We start from the raw sequence: 19,768 nt of genomic DNA, 5'->3' as shown, positions 1-19,768 counted from the left end.
GGCCCGGCGGAACGTCCGGCCGTGCGTCCCCGCCCTGATCCGCCGATGCCCGCGCGCCCCAGCGCCGCCCGGGCCCAGGAGCCGCGACACCGATGCCCACCACCTCCGTGCACGTCACCCCCGCACCTCCCACACCTCCCGCCCCGTACGCACCCGCCCCCCTGCCCGCGCGCCGGCCCGCGGATCTCGTCGGCCGCACCCCGCTGCTGTGGGTCGACGAGCCCTTCGCGGACACCGGCCGCGGATTCTGGGCCAAGCTGGAGGGCGCCAACCCCGGCGGAATCAAGGACCGTCCGGCCCTGCACATGGTGGCCCGCGCCCGGGCCCGGGGCGACCTCGCCGACGGGGCGCCGGTCATCGAGTCCTCCAGCGGGACCCTGGCGCTGGGCCTGGCCCTGGCCGGCATCACGTACGGGCATCCGGTGACCGTGGTCACCGACCCCGGACTGGAGCCCTCGATCCGCCGGGCCCTGGCCGCGTACCGAGTCCACGTCGACACCGTCAGCGAGGCTCACACGGCCGGGGGCTGGCAGCAGGCACGCCGGGACAGGGTCACCGAACTGCTCCACGGGCACCCCGGCGCGTGGTGCCCCGACCAGTACAACAACCCCGACAACGCCGCCGCCTACACCGGGCTCGCCGCCGAACTGGTCACCCAGCTGGGCCGCGTCGACGTACTGGTCACCGCGGTCGGCACCGGCGGCCACTCCGCGGGGATCTCCGCCGCACTGCGCGAGACCTCCCCGGCGCTCGAACTGATCGGCGTGGACTCCACCGGCTCCGCCATCTTCGGGCAGCCGGCCGGACAGCGCCTGATGCGCGGCCTCGGCTCCAGCATCCACCCCGCCAACGTCGCCCACGAGGCGTTCGCGGAGGTCCACTGGGTCGCCCCCGAAGAAGCCGTCACCGCCTGCCGCACACTGGCCCGCCACCAGTACGCCACCGGCGGGTGGAGCGTGGGGGCGGTCGCGCTCGTCGCGGGCTGGGTGGCGCGCACCCGTCCCGCCGGGACCCGGATCGCCGCCGTCTTCCCCGACGGCCCCCACCGCTACCTCGACACCGTCTACGACGACGGCTGGTGCCACGGCCACGGCCTGCTCGGCCACGCCCTCCCCGACGCCCCGCAGGAGATCGGACATCCGGCGGAGCGGGTGGTCACCTCCTGGACCCGCTGCACCGACGTCACCCGCCCGGCGCCGGCGCCGCGCACCGCCACGGCGCTTGCGGCTGTCCGATGAGGCGGCTGCGCGCACAGATGCGCTCCTTCGACCCCGGCGTGCGCCTGCTGATGGTCAACCAGTTCGGCATCAACCTCGGCTTCTACATGCTGATGCCCTACCTCGCCGACCACCTCGGGCACGGTCTGGGTCTCGCCGCCTGGGCCGTCGGCCTGGTCCTCGGCGTACGGAACCTCTCCCAGCAGGGGATGTTCTGGCTGGGCGGCACCCTCGCGGACCGGATCGGCTACAAGCCCATGATCCTGGCCGGCTGTGCACTGCGCACCGGGGCGTTCGCGCTGCTGGCCGTCGCCGACACCCTGCCCGCGCTCGTCGCCGCCTCGGCGGCCACCGGTTTCGCCGGAGCGCTGTTCAACCCCGCCGTGCGGGCCTACGTCGCGGCCGGGGCCGGTGCCCGCCGGGTGGAGGCCTTCGCCTGCTTCAACGTCTTCTACCAGGCCGGGATACTGCTCGGGCCGCTCGCCGGACTCGCCCTGCTGCTCCTGGACTTCCGGCTGGTCTGCGCGGCGGCAGCGGCGATCTTCGGCGTGCTGGCCGTCGTACAGGCCCGGTCGCTGCCCGCGCGACGGCCCGGACCGGACCCGCAGCGGACGCCTGGCTGGCGGGGGATCACCGCCGACTGGGCCACGATAGTGCGCAACCGGCCCTTCGTCCTCTTCTCCGCGGCGATGGCCGGCTCCTACCTGCTGGCCTTCCAGACGTACTTGGCCCTGCCGCTCCGGGCGCGGTCCCTGTTCGGCGACGGCGCCGGCACCGTCATGGGCGTCGCCTTCGCCGTTTCCGCGCTGGTGGCGGTCGTGGGCCAGCTCCGGCTGACCGACTGGGCCCGTGAGCGCCTGGACGCCCCGAAGGCGATCGCCATCGGTCTCGCGGTCATGGGGGCGGCCTTCCTGCCGCTGCTGCTGCCGGTGGGCCGCTGGGCGGGCGCGGTCGCCCTGGCCGGGTGCGCGGCACTGCTGGCCGCCGGGGCGGCGCTGCTGTACCCGTTCGAGATGGACACCCTGGTCCGCCTCTCGGGGGAAGGGCTGGTCGCCACGTATTACGGGGCCTACAGCACGGCCTCCGGCGTCGCCGTCGCCGCGGGGAACCTGGGCGTGGGCGCCCTGTTCGACCTCGCGGCCCGTCTGGGCGCACCGTGGCTGCCGTGGACGGTACTGGCCGCGGTCGGAGCGGCCTGCGCGGCCGCCCTGACCGCACTGCGCCGCACCGCCTGCTTCGCCCCGGAACCGGAGGCGGCCACGGTCCCGGGCTGAGGGTGCGGGGCCTCGGGCGGGGCAGGCTGTGCGCCCGCACCGCCGGGGGAACGGCGGCCGGCGCCGCGGCCTCGGGGCGGCGGCGCCGGGCCGTGCGCAGCCTAGGGGGCCGTGGTTTCCGCTTCGGCGGCGTCCGCACCCATTTCCGGGAGGATCGCCTCCGGCAGGTCGGGCATCTCGTAGGGGACGGGTTCGGGGAGCGGGGGGACCGGCGACGGCTGCTCGGACCGGTAGAGCAGGGCCATGCCCGCGAGGACGGCGCCGAGGGCCGCCACGACCACCGCGATGCCCGTCGGCCACGGCAGGAGGCCGCCGACGGCGCCGCCCAGGAGGGACAGGCCCGTCATGGCCGCCAGGGCGTGGACCGCCAGGATCCCGAGGCCGGTCACGGTCGCGGCCGCCCACACCCGCGTACGGTCACGCACCGCCAGGCAGACGGCGAGTGCAACGCACACCGCCACCATGCCCAGCAGCAGCCACGTCCCCGCGCCGCCCTCGGCCAGCAGGCGGGACGGGTGCCGGGGCAGGTACAGCAGCGCGGACCCGGTCAGGACCGCGGCGGTGGGCCACCGCAGCCCCCCGCCGGGCGCCGCGGACTGCCCGGAGCGCTTGACACGCTTGCGCGAGCGGGGCGCCGGGGGTTCGTCGTCCCGTCCTATTCGGTCGGGATGCGGCGCGGGCTCCTCTTCGTTGCTCAGGAGCAGCGCGAGGGAGACGACGTCCTCGACGGGGCGGCTGAGGGCGGCGGCGCGCAGTGCTTCGTTCGCGGCGTCGGGAACCTGGCCGGACCGCCTCAGCAGCGTCACCAGGTCCGCGACCTCTTCCAGGGGCCGGTGGGCGACGGCGGTCTGCAACAGGGTGCGCAGGCCTTCGTCGCCGACGGCGCCGGCCGGGGTGTCAGCGGAACCGGGACCGGCGCCGGTGCCGGCTTCCCCCGACGTGGTCGGTCCGGTCGGCGGGGGCGGCGGGGCAACGGAACCGCGGGCCGAGGCCGGTTCCTCGTCCCCGGCCCGGGGTGGGGGGTAGTCACTCATAGAACGCTCCGTCCGGGTTGACCGTCGCGTGACGACCGCGCACGGCTGGGGGCCGTGCGGCCCCCACGACGTGAGGAGATGTCCACTCGCCGCCACGATGCAGCACATCGGGGGACCCCACCATGCGGAGCAAGCAAACGAGTGCCGCCCCCCGCCCGGCTTGCGTTCCGCGGGGTTCCGTGCGCCCCACCGCCGACCGGTACGGCCCGGCCTGGGCCGTCTCTTCCGCAGCTTGCCTGACCCGCGCCGCCGGCAAGATCCGGAAGAGATGGCCTAGCCGGCGAACTTGCCGCTGGTCAGCGGCCACTCCCGGTTGAGGCTGCCGAGCGGGATGCGGCGTTCGAAGACCGGGGTGCCGAACAGGGACAGCTGCAGGTGCAGCTGCCCGCTCAGGTCGAAGCCGCCGTAGAGCGCCCACGCACCGCTGACGGCGGTCTTGCCGTCCGTGGAGGCGGATGCCTTGGCGTCGGCCTCGCCGCGCAGGTAGGGGGCGAAGTCCGCGGAGACGCCGACGGCCCCGTACAGGCCGACGGAGGCCTCGGCGCCGAGTGCGCTCTTGACCCGGCCGGCGGCGGTGACCTCTGCCTTCACCGGGGAGCTGTGGACGTTCGACGTACTGACCGGGGTCCAGCCCTTGCCCGTCGCGTAGCTGCCGCCGACCCGGAAGTCACCCTTGACGTCCTGTCGCACGTCCAGGGTCACGCGCCCGTCGGCCTCCACCTGCACGTAGCAGGTCAGGTCGAGGTTGACGACGACGGGTACGGGGCCCACCTGGATGACCGGAGCGCTGTGCAGCTTGGCGAACGGGATCCGCTTGGGCGCGCCGGTGCTCGCGGCGGCGTGGCCCTTGAGGCTCCACTGCGAGGACCAGTCGCCGCTCATGCCGAGGAACGCGGAGCGCGGGCCGGAGCCGCCCGCTCCGTCGTACGCGAACTCGACCGTGGGGGCGAGCTGGACGAAGCCGGAGACCGAAGCGCCGGCCGTGACGGGGGCGTCCGGGGCGGTGTCGATCGGGGCGTCGAGGTCGAGGCGCAGGTTGCCCAGGGGCAGCTTCGCGCCCTGGGGACCGAACCGCGCCCCCTGGCCCTTCGCCCAGGACAGGGTGACGCCCTTCATCAGCGGCACCACCGTGACGGAGGCCGGGTCGACGGGGACCTTGCCGTCGGCCTTGTCGTCGCCCAGTGCGGAGGACAGCGTGGTGGGGGCCGTGGCGACCTCGGTGCCGCGGTCGGTCTTCCGTCCGACTTCGGTGACCTTCGCCAGGAGCCCGTCGGGGGCGCCGGGCGCCGGGGCGCTGGCGATGACGTCACCGACGGCGACGGGCCTGTCGGCGGAGGGGGAGCTGCTCGGGGAGCTGCCCGCAGAGCGGTCGGGGGAGGGGCTCGGTATCGGCGAAGCACCCTTCACCGGCGCGGCTATGACGGCTCGTCGGGTGGCCGGGTCGTAGGAGGCGACCTTCAGGGACGACTTCACCGGCGCGCCCTTCCCGGTGCCTTCGGCGCGGGTCACCGCAGCCGTCGCGACGGCGTCCTGCGGGGTCGGTGTGACGTCGAGCCGTTGTGTGCCGTCGGCAATGGGGGCGAGCGTGGCGGGACTTGCGGTGTCCGCCGCCGCGGTGTGCCCGGTCGAGGAGCAACCGGTGGCGGTGAGTGCCAGGGTGGCGAGGCCGGGGAGCAGGAATCGTCTGGCGAGCTTGCGCACGTACGTGGAGACCTTCTGGTGAGGGGAGTTGCGCTACTTACGAGTAACGTGAGGCCCGATCATGCCAGGCCCTCTCACCCCACCGGCGACAACCGGCCACCTCTGCCGACCGCTCCGGCGGACGCCGCCGGCCCCCCGCGGGTACGCGTCAGGGCCGGCCCGTTGTGGGCCGGCCCTGACGTGACGGATCAGTCGTGCGGGATCACTCGCGCGGGATCAGACGAGGTCGAACCGGTCCAGGTTCATGACCTTGTCCCAGGCGGCGACGAAGTCCTTGACGAACTTCTCCTTCGCGTCGTCGCTCGCGTAGACCTCGGCGAGCGCCCGCAGCTCCGAGTTCGAACCGAAGACGAGGTCGGCACGGCTGCCCGTCCACTTGACCTCGCCGGTGGCGGCGTCGCGGCCCTCGAAGGTGTTCCCGTCCCCGGACGTGGACGTCCACGTCGTGCCCAGGTCCAGCAGGTTGACGAAGAAGTCGTTCGTCAGCTGCCCGGGCGTCGTGGTGAGCACGCCGAGCGGCGACTGCCGGTGGTTGGCGCCCAGCACGCGCAGACCACCGACGAGCGCCGTCATCTCGGGGGCGCTCAGGTTCAGCAGGTTCGCGCGGTCGATGAGCAGGTACTCGGCCGGAAGCCGGTTGCCCTTGCCGAGGTAGTTGCGGAACCCGTCGGCGACCGGCTCCAGCGCGGCGAACGACTCGACGTCGGTCTGCTCCTGCGAGGCGTCCACCCGGCCGGGGGTGAAGGGGACCCGCACGTCGAAGCCGGCGTCCTTGGCGGCCTTCTCGACGCCGGCGGCGCCCGCGAGGACGATCAGGTCCGCGAGGGAGATCCGCTTGCCGCCGTCCTGCGCCGAGTTGAAGGACTCCTGGATCCCCGTCAGCGTGCGCAGCACCGTCGCGAGCTGGTCGGGCTCGTTGACCTCCCACCCGCTCTGCGGCTGGAGGCGGATGCGCGCGCCGTTGGCACCGCCGCGCTTGTCGCTGCCGCGGAAGGACGAGGCCGAAGCCCACGCGGTGGACACGAGCTCGGACACCGACAGGCCCGAGGCGAGGACCTGCTCCTTGAGGGAGTCGATGTCCGCGGCGTCGACGACCTCGTGCGTCAGTGCGGGCAGCGGATCCTGCCACAGCAGCGTCTCGGAGGGGACCTCCGGGCCGAGGTAGCGCACGGCCGGGCCCATGTCACGGTGGGTCAGCTTGAACCACGCGCGGGCGAACGCGTCCGCGAACTGGTCCGGGTTCTCCAGGAAACGCCGGGAGATCTGCTCGTAGGCCGGGTCGACGCGGAGCGAGAGGTCGGTCGTCAGCATCGTCGGGGCGTGGCTCTTCGACGCGTCGTGCGCGTCGGGGACGGTACCGGCGCCGGCGCCGTCCTTCGGCCGCCACTGGTGCGCCCCCGCAGGGCTCTCGAAGAGCTCCCACTCGTAGCCGAAGAGGATCTCGAAGAAGCTGTTGTCCCAGGTGATCGGGGTGTTGGTCCAGATGCCCTCGAGGCCACTGGTGATGGCGTCCCCGCCCTTGCCGGTGCCGAAGCTGTTGCTCCAGCCCAGGCCCTGCGCCTCCAGCGGGGCGGCTTCCGGGTCGGCGCCGACGTGGTCCGCCGGGCCGGCGCCGTGGGTCTTGCCGAAGGTGTGGCCGCCGGCGATCAGGGCGACCGTCTCCTCGTCGTTCATCGCCATCCGGCGGAACGTCTCGCGGATGTCGCGGGCCGCGGCGAGCGGGTCCGGATTCCCGTTCGGGCCCTCGGGGTTGACGTAGATGAGGCCCATCTGGACCGCGCCGAGCGGGCTCTCCAGGTCCCGGTCCCCGGTGTAGCGCTCGTCGCCGAGCCAGGTGGTCTCCGGACCCCAGTACACGTCCTCGTCGGGCTCCCAGACGTCCGCACGGCCGCCGCCGAAGCCGAAGGTCTCGAAGCCCATGGACTCGAGCGCGACGTTGCCGGCGAGGATCATGAGGTCGGCCCAGGAAAGGCTCTGGCCGTACTTCTTCTTCACCGGCCACAACAGGCGGCGGGCCTTGTCGAGGTTGCCGTTGTCCGGCCAGCTGTTGAGCGGGGCGAAACGCTGCTGCCCGGCGCCGGCGCCGCCGCGGCCGTCACTGATGCGGTAGGTGCCGGCGCTGTGCCACGCCATGCGGACCATGAAGGGGCCGTAGTGGCCGAAGTCCGCGGGCCACCAGTCCTGCGAGGTCGTCAGCACCTCGGCGATGTCCTGCTTCACCGCGGGCAGGTCGAGGGACTTGAAGGCCTCGGCGTAGTCGAACCCGTCACCGAGCGGGTTGGCCACGGCGGGGTTCTTGGCGAGGATCTTCAAGTTGAGCCGCTCCGGCCACCATTGGCGGTTCCCGCCGCCCTGCGTGGGGTGCGGCGCCCGCTCGTGGGCTACGGGACAGCCGCCCCCGCCCTCGGTTTTGGCGTCTACGACGATTGCATCGTGGTTCTCAGACATGGGAATCCTTCCGGCCCAGGCGGATCGTGGTGCTCAGGTTCTGCATGCGGTGGATCAAGCGGGGCACTCGCCCCCAGTAGATGGCCCCGGCCTCGTCGCTCGCCTCGACGCCGAGGTGGTCACCGTCCCGGACGGTCCCGGGCAGCGGGAGACGGCGCCGGCATCCGCGCGTCGTCGCGGTGCAGTGCCCGGGCGGCGGCCGCTCACGTCTTCGTCTCCTGCCGCTGTGGAATCTTCGTGTCCCTTGGCTATCAACGAAACCGATCCTACGATGGACGCAGTCCAAGTCAAGAAGCAGACCAAGCCGCTATCCAATCGGACTCCACCCGTCCGCGAGTGGATTTCGAGGGTCCCGCCGGACCGGAAGACCGGACCAAAAGAGGTGAGCCGGAATGAGTGACCTGCTGGAGCGGCTACGGGGGCGCGGCTGGCGAATGACGGCCCAGCGACGGGTCGTTGCGCAGGTGCTCGACGGCGACCACGTGCACCTCACGGCCGACGAGGTGCACGCCCGTGCGGTCCGGCTGCTGCCGGAGATCTCCCGGGCCACCGTCTACAACGCCCTGGGTGAACTCGTCCTGCTCGGCGAGGTCGTGGAGGTCTCCACCGACGGCCGCGCCAAGCGCTACGACCCCAACGCCCGTCGGCCGCACCAGCACCTGGTCTGCTCCGGATGCGGCCTCATCCGCGACGTCCACCCGTCCGGCGACCCACTGGCCCACCTCCCCTCCGACGAGCGCTTCGGCTTCACCCTCTCCGGCGTCGAGGTCACCTACCGAGGACTGTGCCCCTCCTGCGTTTGAATCCCGCCGCAGCGAGCACCCCCGAAAGGGACCGGGCGCGCGAGCGGGCCGCCCGGCGGGTTCCGCCGCCCGGGCGGGGCCGCACGTAGCGAGCAGGAGTGGACCATGGCAGTGGAACAGGACGTCGTCGCGGTGATCCTCGAGGACCACCGGCGCATGGAGGACCTCTTCCGTCGGATGCGGAGCGTCGAAGCCGACCGCGCGGCGGCGCTGCGCGAGTTCGCCGCGCTGCTCATCGCGCACGGCGAGGCCGAGGAGGCGGAGGTCTACGGCGCTCTCAAGCGGTTCAAGGGAGTGGACGACGAGGAAGTGGACCACGGCTCCGAGGAGCACGACGAGGGGAACGAGGCCCTGCTGGCGCTGCTGGAAGTCGGCGAAGTCGGCTCGGACGAGTGGGACGAGCGCCTGGAGGAACTGGCCAAGGCGGTGACGCACCACATCGACGAGGAGGAGCGGACGATCCTCAACGGTGCCAGGGAGAGCGTGCCCGATGACCGGCGCGCCGAGCTGGGGGCGGCGTTCCTGCGCGAGCGCGAGCGGCTGTTGGACTCCGACTGCGGCAGCGTCGAGAACGTCCGCGCCGTGGTACGGGGATGAGCGCACGGGGGGCGGCGCAGACGACGGGGACCGGGCGCCCGGCGGAGGGGTCCGCCGGCCAGGACGGCGAGACACGGCTCACGGTGTGGGTGGCCCTCGCGGCGAACCTCGCCATCTGCGTGGCCAAGGCGATCGGCGGAGTCATCGCCGGCTCACCCGCCCTGCTCTCGGAGGCGGCGCACTCCGTGGCCGATTCCATCAACGAGGTGTTCCTGCTGGCGTCGGTCAAGCGCAGCAGGCGCCCCGCCGACAGGCGGCACCCGTTCGGCTACGGCAAGGAACGCTTCTTCTGGTCGCTGCTCGCCGCCGTCGGCATCTTCGTCACGGGTGGCTGCTTCTCGGTCTTCCAGGGCGTCGAGGCCTTGCGCGCGGGCGGCGGTGAATCGCACAGCGGGTACGTGATCGGCCTGATCGTGCTCTTCGTGGCGCTCCTGGCCGAGAGCGCCTCCCTCCTGCGGGCCGTCCTCCAGGTACGCCGCGCGGCGCGGGAAGCCGGCCACGGCCTGGTGGCGGAGGTGCGCGCCGGGCGCGACCCCGCCCTGCGCACGGTCCTGGCGGAGGACAGCACGGCCTGCCTGGGCGTCGTCCTGGCCATGGCGGGGATGGCGCTGCACATGGCGACGGGCGAGGTGGCGTACGAGGCGGGCGCCTCCATACTCATCGGCGTCCTGCTCGTGTACGTCGCCTACGTCCTCGGCAAGCAGGCCCGTACGCAGCTGATCGGCGAGGCGGTCGACCCGGGGCTGCAGGACGAAATCCGCGCGGACCTCGAACGCCAGCCGGAGATCGACTCGGTGACCTCGCTGCTGACCATGCGGCTCGGGCCCGATTCGGCGCTCCTCGCCGCGAGCATCGACCTGACGGCCGGGTACGACAGCGAGACCGTCGAGGACGCGATGGTGCGCATCCGCACCGGCCTCAAGGAACGCTGGCCCGAGCTGGACCAGGTGTTCCTCGACGTGACGGACGCCGCGGCCTCCCGCCGGGCCGGCGTACGGGGACCGGCTCAGTAGACGAGCTTGATCGTCACGTCCTTCGAGACGGGGGCCGGTGCGGTGTCGGTGTAGAGGAGCCGGATGGTGGTGAAGCGCTGCGTGCCGGGGCGTTCGGGCCACGGCTGCGGCTTGCTCAGGGTCACCGTCACGGGGTAGGGGCGGAAGCGGCCCGCCGCGCAGTAGGGGCGGCAGTCGTTGACCATGTCGGTACCGGTGGCCGTGGCGGTCTTCGGCCCCCAGGTCTCCCAGCGCAGCCGCACGAGGCGGTTGTTGCCGTCGCCGCAGGCCAGCAGGTACTCGTCAGGACGCACCTGGCCCTTGGCGAAGCAGTCGACGACCACTACCGGATCGGCGGGGGCCGTGCGGTCGGGGGCCGCTTCGGGGCCGGTGCGCGCCGACGCCGGAACGGCTGCCGCCACGAGGGCCGCGATGGCGCACAGCACACCGGCCGTCCGTACTCCGGCCCGGGGCGCGCGGGTGCGCCGGCCGTCTCCTGATCCGTCCACGAGACCTCCTCGCCCGTCCGTCTCCCACTGGGGACGCCGCCCTGCCAGCTTCCCCCATACGAGCGGACCCCGCATCCGAGGCGGGCGGGACCGCAGGTCAGGGCAGTGCGACGAGCTCGACCTCGAAGCCGTCCTCGTTCTCCAGGTAGGCCGCGTAGTGACCCGCGCCCCCGGCGTGCGGGTGCCGGTCGCCGAACAGCAGCCGCCAGCCGTGCCGCTGCGCCCGCGCGGCCAACGCCTCCACCGCGGCGGCGTCCTCGACGTGGAACGCCAGGTGGTTCAGCCCGGGGCGGCGACGGTCGTGGTGGCCGGCGGTGAGGGCCGGGGACTGTTCGAAGACGAGGTACACCGGGCCGAGCCGCCAGCTCCGTCCCCCGCTCCAGTCCTGGTACGGCGTGTACCCCAGCGCCTTGAGCAGCCAGCCGAACGTGGCGACCGCGCGGGCGAGGTCGGGCACCCAGATCTCGACGTGGTGCAGCGCACCGTGCGTCGGCCGGTCGTCGGGCGGGAGCGCAGGCGTCATGCGGGTGATCCTCGCAGCCGGCACCGACGACTGCGGCCCCTCACCGGACCGTGGTTCGTCGCAGGAGGGGAACCGGGTTGTGCACAGGTGGGTTAAACGGCTCCGATCGCTTCCTTAAGCCCGCCTCAAGGTCTCCGGCCGGAGAGCCAAACCGCACATTTGTCCGTTTCGTGGTCGCTAGCGTGCTGGTCGATCCCTCATCCCACACGCAGAAGCAGGTCCTCCATGGCTGGCAATTCCCACCGCCGCACCACGGGTCCCAAGGCGAAGGCGGCAGCGGCCCTGGCCGTCGCGGCGGCCGTCGGCGGCGGCGCCGTCGCCCTGACGGGCACCGCCCAAGCGGCCTCCGTCAGCGCGGCGTTCACCAAATCGAGCAGCTGGACCACCGGTTACACCGGGCAGTACGTGATCACCAACCGGACCGGCACCCCGCTGAGGGACTGGACCCTCGAATTCGACCTGCCCGCCGGCACGGCCCTCTCCTCCCTCTGGAACGGCGAACAGACCGTCAGCGGGCGCCACGTGACGGTCAAGCCGCCCCGCTGGGACAGCGCGGGGCTCGCCCCCGGCGCCTCCCTCACCGTCGGGTTCGTCACCTCCGCGACCGGCGGCGCCGGCAACCCCACGGGCTGCCTCGTCAACAAGGAGAAGTGCTCCCCGAGCACCGGATCCACCCCCTCGCCCAGCGGGCGGCCGACCACCCGCCCCACCTCCGCCCCGACGGCGGCCCCGTCCACCGGGCCCACCTCCCGGCCCACGGCCGCACCCACCGCGACGGCCACCTCCGAGCCCGCCCCCACCGGCACCCCGGGCGGCGGGGGCACGACCTCCGCCGGATTCGCGCCGTACGTGGACACCTCGCTCTACCCGGCCCACGACCTCCTCGACACCGTCGCGAAGACCGGCGTCAAGGAGTTCAACCTCGCCTTCGTCACCTCGGGCGGCGGCTGCACACCGCTCTGGGGCGGGACCACCGCCCTGGACGCCGACCGGGTCGCCTCCCAGATCTCCGCGCTGCGGGCCAAGGGCGGTGACGTGCGCGTATCGTTCGGCGGCGCCGCCGGCTCCGAGCTGGCTCTGGCCTGCGACTCCGCCCCCGCCCTCGCCGCCGCCTACGGCAAGGTCATCGACACCTACGGACTGACCAAGGTCGACTTCGACATCGAGGGCGGTGCCCTGCCCAACGCCGCGGCGAACACCCGCAGGGCGCAGGCCATCGCCCGGCTCCAGAAGAGCCACCCCGGACTCGACGTCTCCTTCACCCTCCCGGTGATGCCGGAGGGCCTCACCCAGGCCGGCCTCGACCTGCTCGCCGACGCCCGGCACAACGGGGTGGCGATCGCCGCCGTCAACATCATGGCCATGGACTACGGGCCCGCCTACGCGGCGGACATGGGCGGGTACGCCATCCAGGCCGCGACCGCGACGCAGGCGCAGATCAAGTCGGTTCTCGGTCTCTCCGACGCCGCGGCGTGGAAGACGGTGGCCGTGACGCCGATGATCGGGGTCAACGACGTGGCCGCCGAGGTCTTCACGGTCGAGGACGCCGCCCAGCTGGCGTCCTTCGCCCGCTCCAAGGGCATCGGCCGGCTCGCGATGTGGTCCGCCGCCCGGGACAGGCAGTGCGCCGGCGGCGCCAAGGACCACGCCGACCCGACCTGCTCCTCCGTCGTCCAGGAACCGCTGGCCTTCACCAAGGCCCTCGCCGCACTCCGCTGACCCGGCGGCCGCCCGTTCGGCCTGCTTGGGACCTCGGCGACCGGGTAGGCGGGGCTGTGACCGCCGGCGTGCTCGCCGGCCGGTGGAGAGGAAAGGACTCGACGATGACCGACCGCGAACGCAGCGAGCCGCCGCGCACCACCCCGTCCCACGCCCCGGGTGAGGCGGGTGACGAGGCAGCACGACGGGAAGCCGAACGCGCCCAGCGCGGCACCCAGGACCAGACCGCGGAGGGCGAGCCGGGAGAGGCGGCCGACGCGCTCTCCCCGAGCCCCGGCGCGCAGCGCAGCTCCCGCAGGCACGCGCAGTCCGGCGACTCCGACCGGCCTTGACCGGTTCCCGTCCGGCGCCCACGGCGCGCCCCAAGGGTCACAGATAACGGCGGATGGGCAGGACCGCGGCCTCGCGTGCGCGCTGCGCGAGGGAGCGGTCCTTCCATCTGCCGGGGCGGATGGGGTCACTGGCCTTGAGGTCGGTGTCGTAGTGCCCGTCGAGAACGGCGGTGAAGCTCCGGTCCATGACGGCGAGCATCACCTCTTCGTCGTGGTCCAGGGAGCGCCGGTTGAAGTTGGTGGAGCCGATCAGTGAGACGACCCCGTCCATGGTGATGATCTTGGCGTGCATCATGGTCGGCTGGTATTCGAAGATCCTCACACCGCTGGCGGTCAGCGCTTCGTAGTGACGCTGGCCCGCCAGCCGGCACACCCGCTTGTCCGTGTGGGGGCCGGGCAGCAGGATCTGGACCTCCACGCCGCGACGCGCCGTCGCGCACAGCAGGTCGACGAAGTACGTGTCGGGCGCGAAGTAGGCCGTGGCCAGACGCACCCGCTCCTCGGCCGACTCCAGGATGACGCGGATCAGGGTCTGCATGTCCTGCCAGCCGAAGCTCGCCGACCCGCGTACGACCTGCACGATCGCATCGCCCGACGGTTCGTGCCCGACGAAGCGGTCCCGGTCGTCGAAGAGCTCCGCATGGCACTCCGCCCAGTTCTGGGCGAACGCCGCGGCGATGCCGTCGACGGCCGGACCGCGCACCTCGACGTGCGTGTCACGCCACTCCCCGGGATTGCGGGCGTCGCCGCACCACTCCTGCGCGATGCCGACGCCGCCGGTGAACGCGGTCTGTTCGTCCACCACCAGCACCTTGCGGTGACAGCGGTGGTTCTGCTTGAGCGGGGAGAGGTAGAGGGGCTTGCGGAACCAGGCCACCTGCACCCCCGCGGCGTCCATCTCCTCCAGGAGCTCGGGCTCTATGAGACGGCTCCCGAACCCGTCCAGGAGGAGACGGACCCGCAGACCGGCACGGGCCCGGGCGGCCAGTGCCGCGGCGAACCGGCGGGCGATGTCCCCGCGCCAGTAGACGAAGGTCATCATGTCCACCGTGTGGCGGGCCTCCTCGATCGAGGACAGCATCGCCGCGAAGATCTCGTCTCCGTTGCGCAGCGGACGCAGACTGTTGCCCTCGGTCGCGGCGATGCCTATGAGCCGTTCCAGGCGCCTGCGGATCCGGACGATCCGTTCGTCCGCTCCGGGGGCTGCCGGCTCTTCGGCCGGTTCGCAGGTGGCCGATGGCACTCCGCTGGTCATACAAGCACTCCTCGATCGGTCCCGTGCGACCTCGGACCCTATCGAACAGTTCTGCGCAGGGGGTCACCGCCCGTGCGGTCAGTCGATCACGATCTCCGCCTCGAAGCGGGCTCCCAGCTCCCGCAGCCGCTTCTCGCACTCCTCCCGCGTCGGCGCCGACAGGACCGCCGCGGCCAGGAAGTCCGAGGACAACGCGGCTTCGGCGAGCACCTCGCCGGGCTCCGCGAACACCCCGTAGAACTCCACCCACGGCTCCTCCGGCGTGGCCGGGATGCCGCGCACCGTTCCCGGGCGCTTCATCATCAGGACCTGACCCGCCATCCGGAGCGGCTCCAGCCGGCCGCCCTCCGGGAGGCGCTCCAGGGCCGGCAGCCGCAGTCCCGTGTGCGCGCGCGACGCCAGCTCCACCGGGTGCACCCCGAAGACGGCGGTCAGCACCTCGCGGATGCGCGCGCCCGCCGGCCGGGCCGCGACCTCGCAGACCACCAGCCGGTCGTCGGGCGTGTGGAACACCTCTGCGTGGAAGGCGAAGTCGGCCGGGCCGCCCAGCGCCGCGAGCGCCGCCTGCGCCAGCTCCAGCAGCCTCGGCGACAGCGGGTCCGACGGGTCCAGCGTGAGGTCCACCCGGGCGCCGCTGTCGGCCTGGAAGGACGACAGCTCGTACTGGTACTGCGAGGGCCAGGCCATGACCGTACGGCCGCCCGCCACCACCCCGTCCACGTGGCACATCCGGCCCGGGACGTACGCCTCCAGCAGCAGGTCCTCGCGGGGACCGGCGCCCGGGGCGAAGGCCTCGGACAGGTGCTGCTCCAGCTCCTCCACGCTCCGCACGGTCCGCAGGCCCACGGAGCCGAAGCCGTCGCGCGCCTTGAACACCAGCGGCAGTCCGTGCTCCGCCGCGAACGCACGCGCCTCGTCCGCCGTCCGGGGCAGGGTGTGCGGGGCGACGGCGATGCCCGCCGCCGCCAGTTTCCGCTTCATCAGGACCTTGTCCCGGAAGGGCAGCACCTCCTCGGGCAGCTGGCCGGGCAGGCCGAACTTCTCCCGCAGGGCGGCGGCCCGGATCAGGTCCGCCTCGTGGTGCGCGATGACGTGGGTCACCCCGTATTCCTGGATCAGGTCACGGGCGAGCCGGTCGACGAGGTCCTCGTCGTCGAACGTGTCGATGAGTTCGAGGTGGCGGTATCCGCCGGGCCCGTCCGGGACCGGCTCGCGGCCCGCCACGATCTTGTCCCGGGCGGCGATCATCACCACGCCGCCGTCGAGCCCCGCCAGCCACCGGTCGTACGGGAAGGGCTCCAGCGGGAACCGGTGCAGTACGAGCGCGCTCACGCCGCAACCCCCAGTCCGCGGTCGGCGGCGGGAGCGTGCGCAGGGGTCACGTCGATGCGGATCTCCTCGGTCAGCCGCTCGCAGAGGGCTATCGCCGCGTCGGTGTCGGCCGCCGTCACCGCGGCGAAGCCGAGCCGGTCCCAGTTGTCCCGCAGCGGCCGGACCTCGTCGCCGGGGCTCACGGAGACCTCCACGGCCAGCACGTCCGGACGCGCCGCGACCTCCTCCACGCCGGAGACGGCCGTGACCGTGCCTGGGTCCCGGAGGACGAAGCGCGTGCAGGCGCCGGCGCGGGCGATCGGGGGTTCGGGCAGTTCCTCGACCAGGCCCAGCGGCCAGGCGACGCCGTACCGCAGGAGGTCGATCCCGTACGCGGCCTCGACCAGCTCGTTGATGTGGCCGCCGCCGACCCGGTTGTGGGACTCGATGACGACGGGCCCGCGCGAGGTCAGGCGCAACTCGGTGTGGCTCGGCCCGTCGGTCACGCCCATGGTGTCGAGGAAGTCCGCGACCGCGGTGGTGACCTGCTCGTACGCCTGCGGTACGAGCCGGGCGGGCAGGGCGTGGCCCAGCTCCGCGAAGTGCGTGTCGTCGACGAGCTTCTCGGTCACGGCGACCACCACGTGGCGGCCGCCGAAGCTGAACCCCTCCACGCTGAACTCGGGGCCGTCGAGGTAGGACTCCATCAGGAACTCGCGCACCGTGAACAGCGTCGATCCGCGGTCGGTGCGCCGGCCGCGCAGCTCCTCGATCCGCTCCCACGCCGCTTCCAGGTCGGCGGCGCCGCCGACCCGGATCAGACCGAAGCTGGCGGTCGCGTCCGTCGGCTTGACGATGAACGGGAAGCCCGCCTTCAGGGCGAAAGCCTCCAGCGACTCGCGGTCGGTGACCCGGCCCCAGTGGATCGACAACTTGCCGTGTTCCGCCAGGTGTTGGCGCATCAGGTACTTGTTGCGCATCCTGCGGCTCACTTCCGGCCGGGTGCCCGGGAAGCCGAAGTGGTCGTTCAGCCGCGCCGCCATGTCGAGACCGCCCTCGGTGAGGGAGACGATCGTGTCGAACCCCCAGACCTCGCGGGCCGCCTCGGCCAGCGGCCGTACGGTGTCCCACGCGGTGTAGTCGACCATCAGCAGCACGTCGGCCAGCCCGGTCTGGAAGGCGTTGATCTTGTCCGGGTGCTGGAGCAGCACCACGCGGACGCCCAGGGCCTTCGCGCGTTCGAGGTGCTGGTCGGTCCCACCGACGAGGAGCATCGTCCGCTCGGTAACTGGTGTGGCCGGTGGGGCGGCTGCGGTCACGGTTCTCGCGCTCATGACAAGGCTTCCTTCTTGCTGGGGGTGCTGGGAGTGCCGACGTTGCCGGGCGTGCTGGACGTGATGGGCGTGCTCTGCGTGCTGGACGTGTCGTGTGTGCCGGGTGTCACCGTGGTGCGCAGCGCTGCGAACGCAGCGTCGATCCGCTCGGCGGCTTCGGCGGGGCTCGGGGCGTCGACGACGGCGTAGCCGTGCCGGGTACCGGAGTCGGTGGTGCGCGGCAGGACGTCGCCCGGCCCGTACGGGAAGTGCAGGGCGTGCACGTGCTCCTCGGCGCCGAGCTCCGCCAGGCCCTCGACGGACTCCAGGCGCCCGGCGGGCAGCCGGAAGAAGCCGACGCCGGCGTACCGCCGCGGGGCGGGCGTCCTGACGTCCTCGCCGGCCAGGGCCCGGAAGATCGCCGCTTCCATGTCGAGGCCGGTGGCGACCTCCACGAGCAGCGGGATCCGGTCACCGCCCAGCCGGGCCTGCGACTCCACGATGCGCGGGCCGGCCGAAGTGAGGATGACCTCGGTGTGCGCCGGACCGAACGCGTAGCCGGCCAGGTCGAGCAGTGCGGTGACGGTGGACCGGATCGCCTGCGCGTCGACGTCGGGGAGCGGGGCAGGGTGGACGTGCCCGGTCTCCACGAACCCGGGCGGACCGCTGGTCTGCTTGGCCGTGATGCCGACGACCTCGTGCCTGCCCCCGACGGTCAGGGTCTCGACGCTGAACTCCGGGCCCTCCAGGAAGTCCTCGACGATGTACGGGCCTTCGATGCCGGCCGACTTGACCCGCTCGGTCCACTCCGCGAGGTCCGCGGCGGTGCGGACGAGGGCGATCCCGCGACTGCCCGCCGAGTTGGCGGGTTTGACCACGGCAGGCAGGCCGAACTCCGCCAGCAACGGCTCCACTTCGCCGAGCGCGGCGGCTTCCCGGGCGCGGACCACGGAGACGCCGTTGCGGTTGAGCAGACGGCGCATCGCGTTCTTGTCGTTGAGCAGCCTGACGGACTCCGCGCGGTTGGGCGACAGACCGAGCGCCTCGGCTTCGGCGACCACCGGGGCCATGCTGGACTCGCTGCCCAGGTGCAGGACGTGCTGGATGCCGTTCTCCACGGCCATCCGGGCCACGAGCGTGCGCAGCGCGGCCTCGTCCTCGAAGTCGACCAGGGCCAGTGCCTCGGAGTGGGCCGCGACCTTGTCGAGGTAGGCGGCCGGGCGGAGCGCGGGGTCCCAGATGGACCAGACCCGGAATCCGGCCTCGACGGCCTTGCGGACGAGCTGTTCGTACGGCATCACCATCAGCAGGCGGCCGGCGGTGGGGGAGTGGGTCATGACGTTGCTCCGTTCCGGGCCGACGCGACGACCGGCCGGGCCGGCTGCGCGGCGGCGGTGTTCTGGTCCGAGGGCGCCTCGACGGGCTCCGGCTCCGCGGCCGCCTCACCGTGCTCCGCGGCGGCCCGTTCCGCCGCGGCCTGGCGCGCATCGCGCAGCGGCAGCAGGGACCGGTAGACGAGGATGGCGCCGAGGCCGAAGGCCGCGTACAGCAGGCTCATGCCGACCGGCGAGAGGAAGGCCCCGACGGTCACGCACAGCGAGCCGATGAGCAGGCCGATGCGGGCGTTGAGACCGTAGGCGGCCAGGTACTTGGTGCGGGCGGCCGGATCCACCAGGTCGGCGAGCAGCGCCTGCTTGACCGGCACGTTCGCGATCTCGCCGACCGTCAGCAGTACCGCGGCCGCGATCAGGACCCAGCCGCTGTTGCTGACGGCGAGGACCATGTACCCGGCGGTGAAGACCGTGAGGCCCGCGTAGAGCCGGACGCGGTCGGGCAGCCGGCGGAACATGCTGCCGGCGAAGAGCGCGAACACGACGATCAGGGCGGTGTTGACGGCCCGCAGGATGCCGAGCATCGCGACGCCGTCCACCGCCGGGAACCAGCGGTCCAGTCCGGCCAGCGCCTGCTCGGGGAAGTCGTCCGCGAGCCGGACGGCGATGTAGTAGCCGATCTGCACCTCGATGGCCCGGCTGAACGTCGCCGCGGCCAGGAGCCGCAGGAACACCCGGTCCCGGGAGACCGCGAGGTAGCCGCGGAGCATGGCGGGGATGCCGGCCGCCTGGTCCTTGGCGGATTCCGGGGCGCTCTCGGCGATCCACCACCAGGTGACCAGGGCGGTTGCCGCGGAGAGTCCGGCCGCGGCGGTCAGCAGCAGCGTGAAGTGCTCGCCGTAGAAGAAACCGCCGATCAGGGCGCCGGCGGTGAACGCCAGGTTGATCGACCAGTAGTTGACGGTGTAGACGAAGTTCCGGTTCTCGGGGGTGGAGACGTCGATCATCATCGCTTCGGCGGCCGGGGTGGCCGCGCTCGCGAGACAGGTGTTGAGCAGGAAGAGGACGAAGGTCACCGCTCCCGACTGCCACCAGGGCGAGTTGGCCAGGGCCAGCAGCCCGAAGGTGAGGGCCGCCCCGACCTCGCCCGCCACCATCAGCGGTTTGCGGCCGTAGACGTCGGCCAGGTGGCCGCCGAGGAAGTTGCTGGCGATGCCCGCGGCCGCCACGACCAGGGTGAGCACGCCCGCCGCGGCAGCCCCGTACAGGGCGGCCAGGTGGATGACCATCAGCGGCATCAGCATGATGCCGAGCAGCCGCTGGACGAATCCCACGCCCAGCCTCAGTTTGATGTTCGGGTGCAACGCGCGGAAGTTCATGCTCCGGCTCCCTCTCGGACGGCGCGACGG

17 protein-coding genes are annotated in these 19,768 nt (G+C 72.8%); 7 read left to right on the top strand and 10 right to left on the bottom strand.

Translation table 11 applies throughout. The annotated features are described in order from the left end of the window. Positions 1–92 precede the first annotated feature (92 nt). Both OHA81_RS03425 and OHA81_RS03420 read left to right on the top strand, forming a co-directional pair. Positions 93–1,238 carry a PLP-dependent cysteine synthase family protein gene (locus OHA81_RS03425; protein ID WP_329192603.1) on the top strand — a complete coding sequence of 382 codons (1,146 nt, stop codon included), beginning with the start codon at positions 93–95 and terminating at the stop codon, positions 1,236–1,238. Next, complete coding sequence (locus OHA81_RS03420) at positions 1,235–2,491, top strand: MFS transporter (protein WP_329192601.1); 1,257 nt, start codon at positions 1,235–1,237, stop codon at positions 2,489–2,491. Before OHA81_RS03425 ends, OHA81_RS03420 begins: the two co-directional genes overlap by 4 nt. A gap of 101 nt (positions 2,492–2,592) precedes the next feature. On the opposite strand, the gene OHA81_RS03415 is transcribed toward OHA81_RS03420, so the two are convergent. The 3 genes from OHA81_RS03415 to katG form a co-directional block, all read right to left on the bottom strand. Beyond that, on the bottom strand, positions 2,593–3,525 hold the full coding sequence (locus OHA81_RS03415) for a hypothetical protein (protein ID WP_329192600.1): 933 nt from the start codon (positions 3,523–3,525) through the stop codon (positions 2,593–2,595). Positions 3,526–3,798: 273 nt separating this feature from the next. Continuing rightward, positions 3,799–5,226 (bottom strand): hypothetical protein, encoded by a 1,428-nt coding sequence (locus OHA81_RS03410; RefSeq protein ID WP_329192598.1) that lies wholly within the window; start codon positions 5,224–5,226, stop codon positions 3,799–3,801. A gap of 216 nt (positions 5,227–5,442) precedes the next feature. Beyond that, entirely contained in the window at positions 5,443–7,674 is a 2,232-nt protein-coding gene (katG, locus tag OHA81_RS03405) for a catalase/peroxidase HPI (RefSeq protein WP_329192596.1), read from the bottom strand. Between the two features lie 392 nt (positions 7,675–8,066). On the opposite strand from katG, the gene OHA81_RS03400 reads away from it, so the two are divergent. From OHA81_RS03400 to OHA81_RS03390, 3 genes are all read left to right on the top strand, one after another. Next, the gene (locus OHA81_RS03400; RefSeq protein ID WP_329192592.1) at positions 8,067–8,477 is read left to right on the top strand and encodes a Fur family transcriptional regulator; all 411 of its coding nucleotides are present in this window, start codon (positions 8,067–8,069) and stop codon (positions 8,475–8,477) included. A gap of 105 nt (positions 8,478–8,582) precedes the next feature. Next, positions 8,583–9,074, top strand: coding sequence for a hemerythrin domain-containing protein (locus tag OHA81_RS03395; protein ID WP_329192590.1), 492 nt, complete (start codon positions 8,583–8,585; stop codon positions 9,072–9,074). Continuing rightward, the gene (locus OHA81_RS03390) at positions 9,071–10,087 is read left to right on the top strand and encodes a cation diffusion facilitator family transporter (RefSeq protein WP_329192588.1); all 1,017 of its coding nucleotides are present in this window, start codon (positions 9,071–9,073) and stop codon (positions 10,085–10,087) included. Before OHA81_RS03395 ends, OHA81_RS03390 begins: the two co-directional genes overlap by 4 nt. Here the strand turns inward: OHA81_RS03390 and OHA81_RS03385 are convergent. After that, positions 10,081–10,575, bottom strand: a complete 495-nt coding sequence (locus OHA81_RS03385) for a hypothetical protein (protein ID WP_329192587.1) — start codon at positions 10,573–10,575, stop codon at positions 10,081–10,083. The genes OHA81_RS03390 and OHA81_RS03385 overlap by 7 nt on opposite strands. A 97-nt stretch (positions 10,576–10,672) precedes the next feature. Beyond that, positions 10,673–11,098, bottom strand: coding sequence for a VOC family protein (locus tag OHA81_RS03380; RefSeq protein WP_329192586.1), 426 nt, complete (start codon positions 11,096–11,098; stop codon positions 10,673–10,675). Positions 11,099–11,323: 225 nt separating this feature from the next. Between OHA81_RS03380 and OHA81_RS03375 the strand changes: the two genes are divergently transcribed. Next, positions 11,324–12,817: a cellulose binding domain-containing protein gene (locus OHA81_RS03375; protein ID WP_329192585.1), complete on the top strand. Its 1,494-nt coding sequence runs from the start codon at positions 11,324–11,326 to the stop codon at positions 12,815–12,817. Positions 12,818–12,921: 104 nt separating this feature from the next. Beyond that, positions 12,922–13,149 carry a hypothetical protein gene (locus OHA81_RS03370; RefSeq protein WP_329192584.1) on the top strand — a complete coding sequence of 76 codons (228 nt, stop codon included), beginning with the start codon at positions 12,922–12,924 and terminating at the stop codon, positions 13,147–13,149. Positions 13,150–13,186: 37 nt separating this feature from the next. Here OHA81_RS03370 and OHA81_RS03365 read toward each other — a convergent pair whose 3' ends face one another. The 5 genes from OHA81_RS03365 to OHA81_RS03345 all read right to left on the bottom strand — a co-directional run bounded on the left by OHA81_RS03365 (position 13,187) and on the right by OHA81_RS03345 (position 19,738). Further along, a complete protein-coding gene (locus OHA81_RS03365) occupies positions 13,187–14,404 on the bottom strand; it encodes a phospholipase D-like domain-containing protein (protein ID WP_329192582.1) in 1,218 nt (405 codons plus the stop codon). Positions 14,405–14,482: 78 nt separating this feature from the next. Continuing rightward, the gene (locus OHA81_RS03360) at positions 14,483–15,736 is read right to left on the bottom strand and encodes an ATP-binding protein (protein WP_329192579.1); all 1,254 of its coding nucleotides are present in this window, start codon (positions 15,734–15,736) and stop codon (positions 14,483–14,485) included. Then, positions 15,733–17,049 carry an ATP-grasp domain-containing protein gene (locus OHA81_RS03355; RefSeq protein WP_329192578.1) on the bottom strand — a complete coding sequence of 439 codons (1,317 nt, stop codon included), beginning with the start codon at positions 17,047–17,049 and terminating at the stop codon, positions 15,733–15,735. The genes OHA81_RS03360 and OHA81_RS03355 overlap by 4 nt, the downstream gene beginning before the upstream one ends. After that, positions 17,046–18,365 carry an ATP-grasp domain-containing protein gene (locus OHA81_RS03350; RefSeq protein WP_329192576.1) on the bottom strand — a complete coding sequence of 440 codons (1,320 nt, stop codon included), beginning with the start codon at positions 18,363–18,365 and terminating at the stop codon, positions 17,046–17,048. The genes OHA81_RS03355 and OHA81_RS03350 overlap by 4 nt, the downstream gene beginning before the upstream one ends. Next, positions 18,362–19,738, bottom strand: coding sequence for an MFS transporter (locus tag OHA81_RS03345; RefSeq protein WP_329192574.1), 1,377 nt, complete (start codon positions 19,736–19,738; stop codon positions 18,362–18,364). Before OHA81_RS03345 ends, OHA81_RS03350 begins: the two co-directional genes overlap by 4 nt. Positions 19,739–19,768 lie beyond the last annotated feature (30 nt).

The sequence above is a fragment of the Streptomyces sp. NBC_00667 genome (assembly GCF_036226825.1).
Lineage (GTDB): Bacteria > Actinomycetota > Actinomycetes > Streptomycetales > Streptomycetaceae > Streptomyces.
Note: the sequence above shows the minus strand (reverse complement) of the source record. Positions and strands in the feature narration are given on the sequence as shown.